Genomic DNA, 7,557 nt, shown 5'->3' on the forward strand with positions numbered 1-7,557 from the left:
ATCGTCGGTCAGGTAATCTGCCTGGGACCACGGTCCCACCTGCATCGTCGGTCAGGTAATCTGCCTGGGACCACGGTCCCACCTGCATCGTCGGTCAGGTAATCTGCCTGGGACCACGGTCCCACCTGCATCGTCGGCACATTATTAGTTTGGGACAACGGTTAAGCAATGCCTGTCACGAACAGGTATTGGCTTGTCGCCAGCAACCTGTTGAGCGGAGTAATCACGCAGCAGGGCGGCTATTACAGGTGATGGTGAAAGCTCTGTTGGGATCTGAACGAAGCATGTTGAGTGAAATTTGCAAAATTTCGCGGGGTGTGCGGCTTAATTTTAAATTTCCGCCAGCATTTTTAAAACCAGCTGCCGCCGCTGCGCGTTGGCCGGTCCTTCGTCCGGCCGGTAACCAGTCCCGGCCGTTCTTACGACCCTGGATGAACATGGTCCCGTCATCAGCGTCTCCAGTGTGATGTCGTTTGTCACGCCGTCCGAGGGGATATCAGGGACACAACATATGGTAGAAAAAGCAGCTGTCTGAGACACAATATATTGATTATCCACAGTAACGGGGGATAACCGTGTGGGTAACATATTGAAAGTCCAACACGTTATCTGATTAACTGACTTTGTAAACGCCGCTGAACCATGAAAAAAATCCGGGGGAATCATCACAGCGCATAAACATACCGTTTTGTTTTTGGGTGACGGCAAGGAGGCCCCTGTTATCACCACATACCTTGTCAAAGGTTTCCATTCCTATCCTTATCAGGCTCTTTTCGTTATTTTCGGGAGAGATCCGGAGATGTTTTGTCAGCCAGACAGGATAGGTATCAGCGTTACGCCAGTACTGCAATTCAATCACTGAAGCCATTCCCCAGACAGTGAAGAATAAGAAAACCACACCTGCGATTTTGCTACCCATATTGTTCCTTAACATTGATTTAATACATTCCTTGCTCCTCGCACCGGAGCACATCACAGATACTGATTGAGATCCACTTCACGCAGCGGCTGGTTTTGACGTTCTGTGATCAATTGCACCAGGTCTTTTTCGTCCAGCGCATCGAGCATTTGTTCATACAGAGCCGCGGGCACACAATAAAAAACAGGGCGGTTGCGGTCAATAATCGCGACCGGGTAGCCGCCGCCGGCACTGGCGGTGGCCACCGGATCGTTTTTAAGTTCGCTGACGCTGGCAGTCACATCACACAGAATGATGTTTGTCATGGTTCCCCCCTGAGACAAGTCATCTGTATGATCGGTAAAGTAAGCTCTGGCGGCAAGTCCCTTCTGTCATTTCAACGGTCAGAAACGGGCAACCGGCAGCTCCTTCCAGCGGGTGGTATATGCCGGTGACAGCATCTCCCGTTTCATCTGCCAGTCCGGCGCAATACCCCGTCCGGCAAACCAGACTTTCCCGAGTCCTGAATGATTAATACCGTCGAGCACCTTCATCAGCGCATCGCTGTGCGGCCGTGGCTGCACGTCATCGAACAGATTCAGCTGTGCAACGCCGTTCGGGCTGAAATCATTGAGCATTATCCCCGCTTTTGCGTAGCGGTGGCCATCGAGCCAGGTCCTGCCCAGAGACCTGACCGCTGCCGCTATAATGTCCCGGGTGTCACGGGTAGGGGTGTTCAGTTTCTCAGTGGCCACGTTACCGTAGTACGGTTCATTAACCGCAAAAGGGGAGGTTTTGATGAAGATGCTGATATGCCGGCAGTACTGCCGCTCACCTCGCAACTTTTCTGCTGCGCGCTCGGCGTACTGGCAGACGGCCTGGCGCATTTCTTCATAGGTGGTGATCCGCTGCCCGAAGCTGCGACTGCAGACAATCTGCTGTTTCGGCGGCGGCGCTTCCTCCAGTGAAATGCAACTCTCGCCGTTCAGCTCACGTACCGTGCGCTCCAGCACTACGTTGAAGTTTTTGCGGATAAACGCGGGGTTCGTCAGCGACAGCTGCAGGGCGGTGGTGATCCCCATAACGTGCAGCTTTTTCGCTATCCGGTTCCCCACGCCCCAGATTTCTTCCACCGCCTGCAGGCTGAGTAATTTTGCCGTCCTGCGTGGATTATCGGGCGACAGCGCCAGCACCCCCCTGAATTGTGGCCATTCCTTTGACGCCCACTGCGCCGATTTGGCCAGTGTTTTTGTGGCGCCGCAGCCGACACCGATCGTCAGTCCGGTTCCACTGAGAACGTGCCCACGCAGCTGCCTGCCAAAATCCTCCAGATCCATACATTGGCCAATTCCCCGGGCATCCAGGAAACATTCGTCTATCGAGTATTGTTCGACGCGGGGAGACAGCTCCTCCAGCAGGGCGACCACGCGGTTACTCAGGCTAGCGTTTATGTGGAATAGAAAATCTACATAAATAATTCATGCTTTAAATAGTTGCTATAAACGCAAAGCAGGTGTCAGAAATTGTTCCCATATACCAAGATAAACGACTAACAATTTCGTATATTGGACTGACCCCACCACGGTAGACGATCCTGCCCTATAGTTTGAGCATAGGAGGAGCGTATGGGCACACCACGATTTACACCTGAATTTAAGGAAGAAGCCGTCCGTCAGATAACGGAACGCGGTTATTCCGTGGCCGAAGTTTCTGACCGTCTGGGCGTTTCCGCACACAGTCTCTATAAGTGGTTACGGGCGATTAAACCTGATAACAGCGAGCAGCATGCCCGGGATTTACTGGAAGCTAAAAGCGAGATCCTGAAACTCCGGGCGCAGCTAAAACGCACCGAAGAAGAACGGGATATCCTGAAAAAGGCCGCGCGGTACTTTGCAAGGGAGCCCGACTGAAGTACCGCTTTATCAATGAGCACCGCACTGTATGGGGTGTGATGACGATGTGTCGGGTACTGAATGTCGCCCGGGCCGGGTTCTATGCGTGGCTGCATAACCCTGTCTCAGCGCGTGATAAAGATAACCAACGCCTGCTGATGCTTATCCGCGACTCATATTCCCTGAGCGGAGGCGTATACGGTTACCGGCGGGTTCATGGCGATCTGAATGAAATCGGGGAAACCTGCGGTAAAAATCGGGTGGGTCGGATCATGCAACTGAACCGGATTAAAGCTGTGCGCGGCTATAAAGCACCACGTCGTATCTCTGGCAGGCCTTCAGTCGTTGCTCCTAATCGCGTGCAGCGGCAGTTCACCGTTGTCCGGGCCAACCAGGTCTGGGTCACCGATATTACTTATATCCGCACCTGGCAGGGCTGGCTGTATCTGGCGGTGGTTATCGATCTCTTTGCCCGTAATGTGGTCGGCTGGTCGATGAAACCCACGCTCTCACGCGAACTGGCGCCCGACGCGCTGATGATGGCGGTCTGGCGACGTAAACCCGACGGCGAGGTTATCGTTCACTCAGACCAGGGCAGCCAGTACGGCAGTGACGACTGGCAGCGCTTCTGCCGGGCCAATAATCTGGCCCCAAGCATGAGCCGGCGTGGCAACTGCTGGGATAATGCGGTGGCCGAATCGTTCTTCAGTTCACTGAAAAAAGAACGCATCAGAAAACGTATCTATAAAACCCGGGATCTGGCCCGGGCGGATATCTTCGATTACATTGAAGTGTTCTACAACCGGGCCCGGCGCCACAGTCATCTCGGCGGCGTCAGTCCTGAGGCCTTTGAACAGGCCTCGTCGTGAGGACAGAATTTGTCTACGGACGTGGGGTCAGTCCACTTTGGCGAACCTCCGCGTTTCATGCGCGGTATATGCTGAACCGTTGTCTGTCAGCCACTGCACCGCTGTGTCGGGCAGCCTGTCGCCGAAGCGCTTTTCCACCGACCTCAGCATCACATCCTGCACGGTCGAACTGTCATAGCCTCCCGTGCTTGCTGCCCAGTCTATGGCCTCACGGTCGCAGCAGTCCAGCGCGAACGTTACCCGCAGTTTTTCGCCGTTGTCGCAGCCGAACTCGAAGCCATCTGAACACCAGCGCATATCGCTTTCTGCCACCGCTATCTTGCCCTTATGTTCACGCTTCGGTCGCTCTGGTTTGTGATGCAACAACAACAGGTTATGCTCGCTCATTATCCTGTAAAGCCGTTTGGCATTCACAGGTGGCTGTCCCTCTGTGCGACGTTGCTTGCGCAGGATGCCCCACACGCGTCGATAACCATAACTCGGCATATCGCTGATGATGTTGAGGATAACCGCGCTGGCGTCGCCGTCGCTCTGAGTGCGCCACGCCGTTCCGACGTGTCGGGTGTGTGCATCCTGTTCGCTATCGATGGCCATCACCCTGACCGTCCTCACGCGGAGGGCTGTTCGTAGCACCGGCGACGCGTTCCACAAGGGGTAAATGAACGCTGCCATAAACTTTTTGCGAGCAAAAACTTTCCGTCATCGCCCCTTGCGTCCCGCTTACCGCCGTTGCTCCTTTGCCCTTTGCCGCGAGAGAACTCACCAGGGAGATGGATTAACCATCGAGAGGAGACAACCAGGATGAACACACAAAACGTCAACGTCAGAACCGCCGCTCAGGAATCTTCCAGGAAGATGGGGGACGAACTGACTGTGGATCAATTTACGGATCTGTTCTGCTGGGTTTTAGGTAATGACTCCAACTTACTGATAGTGTTTTATGTTCAGATAATGCCCGATGACTTTGTCATGCAGCTCCACCGATTTTGAGAACGACAGTGACTTCCGTCCCAGCCTTGCCAGATGTTGTCTCAGATTCAGGTTATGCCGCTCAATGCGCTGCGTATATCGCTTGCTGATAACGTGCAGTTCTCCCTTCAGGCGTGATTCATAAAACGGCCAGCCATCCGTCATCCATACCACGACCTCAAAGGCCGAGAGCAGGCCCGGAAGACGCTCCAGCGTGGCCAGAGTGCGTTCACCGAATACGTGCGCCACAACCGTCCTCCGTATCCTGTCATACGCGTAAAACAACCAGCGCTGGCGTGATTTAGCGCCGACGTAGCCCCACTGTTCATCCATTTCAGCGCAGACAATGACGTCACTGCCCGGTTGTATGCATGAGTTTACCGACTGCGGCCTGAGTTTTTTAAGTGTCGTAAAATCGTGTTGAGGCCAACGCCCATAATGCGTGCACTGGCGCGACATCCGACGCCATTCATGGCCATATCAATGATTTTCTGATGCGTACCGGGTTGAGAGGCGGTGTAAGTGAACTGCAGTTGCCATGTTTTACGGCAGTGAGAGCAGAGATAGCGCTGATGTCCGGCGGTGCTTTTGCCGTTACGCACCACCCCGTCAGTAGCTGAACAGGAGGGACAGCTGATAGAAACAGAAGCCACTGGAGCACCTCAAAAACACCATCATACACTAAATCAGTAAGTTGGCACCATTACCGGGTTTTACGAGTGACTGAAGGTGTCACTCAACCGATGGAATTTACTCCGCCGGAAAATAGTCTGGAATTAACACTGCTGAATGATAACTGTGCAGATTATGTTTCTGTATGGGTTGTCGATGGATATCCGGTGGCCGCCGGTGCTCCTATGGATCATTTCTTTCGCGTAATTAATCCATCAATTAACTGATATTTTAACTGAAGAGGAAACCAATATGGTCAGCTTTGCATCCCGTTATCGTACTCCAAACTCAATCCGTCAGAATCGCCCACTGACTAATGATGAACTGGCGCGCATTGTCCCGAGTGCCTTCTCAGAAGATAAACACGACTCGCGTTCAGAACGTTATACATACATTCCGACAATTAACATTCTCGACCGTTTACGCGGTGAAGGTTTTCAACCTTACTTTGCAACACAATCTCGGACACGCGATATTGATAAGCGAGATTTTACTAAGCACTTAATTCGTCTGCGTCGCCATGACCAGCTGAACGGAAAAGAAGTACCAGAAATTATTCTGCTGAATAGCCATGATGGTTCAAGCAGCTACAAGATGATTCCGGGGATGTTTCGGCAGATTTGCACGAATGGACTGGTCGCTTGGAAGAACTTCGGTGAAATAAGCGTACCGCATAAAGGTGATATCGTTGGGCAGGTAATCGAAGGTGCTTATGAAGTTCTGAAAACTTTCGATAATGTTGAAAGCAGTATCGATATGATGCGAGGCGTTATGTTGTCAGAACGCGAGCAACTTATCCTGGGTGAAGCTGTGCTCGAGTATAAATACAATGGCGAGCATTCACCCATTACCGCTCAGCAGGTTATTCATCCTCGACGCTGGGAAGATAATCATTCCGATTTATGGACGACTTTTAACCGCGTGCAGGAGAATGTTATTCGTGGTGGTATTCGCGGAAAGTCAGCAAAGGGAAAGATGACCAGAACGCGGGAGGTGACCGGAATTGATGGTGACATCAAATTAAATCAGGCTTTATGGAAACTTGCTGAAGAGTTTGCAAAGCTCAAATCATAAAAATAAAAATGCCGCTCATCTGAGCGGCTTTTTTATACCTTGATCACTGAGTGATTTCTGGCACGCCATCGTGGTCTTTTGTGAGAACCCCAGCGGTCTTTTCTGTCGGCTGTTTATCCAGAAGAATTTTTCTGGCCTGAAGTATACGGTATATACTTTTGATTTTTTCAGCATATGCCCGACGTTGAACAATCAGCTTCTTCGATGGCCCCGTGTTATACATCCCTACGCTATCCCAGTTTTTACCGTATGACCTGAAGTTATGCGCCAGCACCCAGGCACCCGTGTAAACGCATATGCAAGGGTCATTCATCAATCGTTGCCGTGTAATATTAAATCCGGCGAGCTTTTTATAATGTGAGCTGTTGATCTGCATTCCGCAGACATCTTCTGTGCCGTTCCGATTTGCGCTGTTGGTTGCATTAGCAATCAGGCGGCTTTCCTGAATTGAGATCGACATTAAAAGTAACGGGTCAATATTGTAATCCTTTCCGGCCTGGTCGAAGCACATTTGGGGTGCACCTGAGGTAGGGAACACTATTGCGAACAGCAATGGTGCAAGAAAATTTATTTTCATAATATGCACTCACATAATCTACAGGATGCACTACAGACCGATTTTTTTAAAAATACCCGCGCCGATCATTTTAATCAAGGTAATTCACTACAAACGCGCGTGAGGCGCTTCCTGCCAGGCTTTTACTGACATCCTGGAATAGAAGAAGCTAACGCAATTTTCCTATTTTCAGGCCGCTCTACTCTTACTGATAAAATATCACACCCCACGCAAGGCTTCGCCTTGCAGATTTAATCTTTAAAATCATGGTGATAACTTTGAAAAGTTACGATTTTTGCAAGTATTGCCCCAAAAGGTGTGGCAACCCACACACACAACAGTGCCTGATTAACACACCTGTTGGTGCCTGATACGGCACTGTTGTGTGTGTTATTTGTGTGTACTGTTATAAAACAGCAGGTAAAGTATGAACAGTGCCGTATTGACACACATAGACAGTGCCGCTATAACACACCTGTATAAGCCTGGACCAGACGAGAAGCGAACAGATTGCATACAGACATCAGTCACCTCTTTCAGGGCCATATTGATGAGAATAGTGCCGTAGGCAGCACTGTCTTAAACTTCGGGAAAAATACCATGTCACGTAAAAACATATATTTCAAA

General features: G+C 51.0%; 7 protein-coding genes and 2 pseudogenes. 3 read left to right on the top strand and 6 right to left on the bottom strand.

Features of this window, described 5'->3' with window-relative positions; all coding sequences use genetic code 11:
- Positions 1–613: 613 nt before the first annotated feature.
- From GKAS_RS21935 to umuC, 3 genes and pseudogenes are all read right to left on the bottom strand, one after another.
- A complete protein-coding gene (locus tag GKAS_RS21935) occupies positions 614–919 on the bottom strand; it encodes a hypothetical protein (protein WP_016156495.1) in 306 nt (101 codons plus the stop codon).
- 53 nt (positions 920–972) lie between these two features.
- A complete protein-coding gene (locus GKAS_RS21940) occupies positions 973–1,224 on the bottom strand; it encodes a type II toxin-antitoxin system Phd/YefM family antitoxin (protein WP_004206783.1) in 252 nt (83 codons plus the stop codon).
- Between the two features lie 78 nt (positions 1,225–1,302).
- Positions 1,303–2,343 (bottom strand): annotated as a pseudogene (gene umuC, locus GKAS_RS21945) (translesion error-prone DNA polymerase V subunit UmuC); the annotation flags it as partial.
- A 180-nt stretch (positions 2,344–2,523) separates the two neighbouring features.
- Between umuC and GKAS_RS21955 the strand changes: the two are divergent.
- Positions 2,524–3,659 (top strand): IS3 family transposase gene (locus tag GKAS_RS21955; RefSeq protein ID WP_210436387.1). Its coding sequence is split into 2 segments (ribosomal slippage): positions 2,524–2,770 and positions 2,770–3,659, totalling 1,137 coding nucleotides; the frame shifts between segments, so codons are not numbered across the junction.
- A gap of 36 nt (positions 3,660–3,695) precedes the next feature.
- Here GKAS_RS21955 and GKAS_RS21960 read toward each other — a convergent pair.
- Both GKAS_RS21960 and GKAS_RS21965 read right to left on the bottom strand, forming a co-directional pair.
- Positions 3,696–4,169: pseudogene (locus tag GKAS_RS21960) on the bottom strand (DDE-type integrase/transposase/recombinase); the annotation flags it as partial.
- Between the two features lie 414 nt (positions 4,170–4,583).
- Positions 4,584–5,281, bottom strand: a protein-coding gene (locus GKAS_RS21965) for an IS1 family transposase (RefSeq protein WP_227674994.1) whose coding sequence is annotated in 2 segments (ribosomal slippage) — positions 4,584–5,032 and positions 5,032–5,281 — 699 coding nt in all. Because the reading frame shifts where the segments join, the coding sequence is not laid out codon by codon here.
- A gap of 66 nt (positions 5,282–5,347) precedes the next feature.
- On the opposite strand from GKAS_RS21965, the gene GKAS_RS24345 reads away from it, so the two are divergent.
- Together GKAS_RS24345 and GKAS_RS21970 are read left to right on the top strand one after the other, a co-directional pair.
- Complete coding sequence (locus GKAS_RS24345) at positions 5,348–5,527, top strand: hypothetical protein (RefSeq protein ID WP_072011460.1); 180 nt, start codon at positions 5,348–5,350, stop codon at positions 5,525–5,527.
- Positions 5,528–5,552: 25 nt separating this feature from the next.
- A complete protein-coding gene (locus GKAS_RS21970) occupies positions 5,553–6,374 on the top strand; it encodes a DUF932 domain-containing protein (protein ID WP_035897469.1) in 822 nt (273 codons plus the stop codon).
- A gap of 43 nt (positions 6,375–6,417) precedes the next feature.
- Here the strand turns inward: GKAS_RS21970 and GKAS_RS21975 are convergent, their stop codons facing one another.
- Complete coding sequence (locus tag GKAS_RS21975) at positions 6,418–6,951, bottom strand: lytic transglycosylase domain-containing protein (protein WP_081918600.1); 534 nt, start codon at positions 6,949–6,951, stop codon at positions 6,418–6,420.
- Positions 6,952–7,557 lie beyond the last annotated feature (606 nt).

The organism is Kluyvera ascorbata ATCC 33433 (assembly GCF_000735365.1).
GTDB lineage: Bacteria > Pseudomonadota > Gammaproteobacteria > Enterobacterales > Enterobacteriaceae > Kluyvera > Kluyvera ascorbata.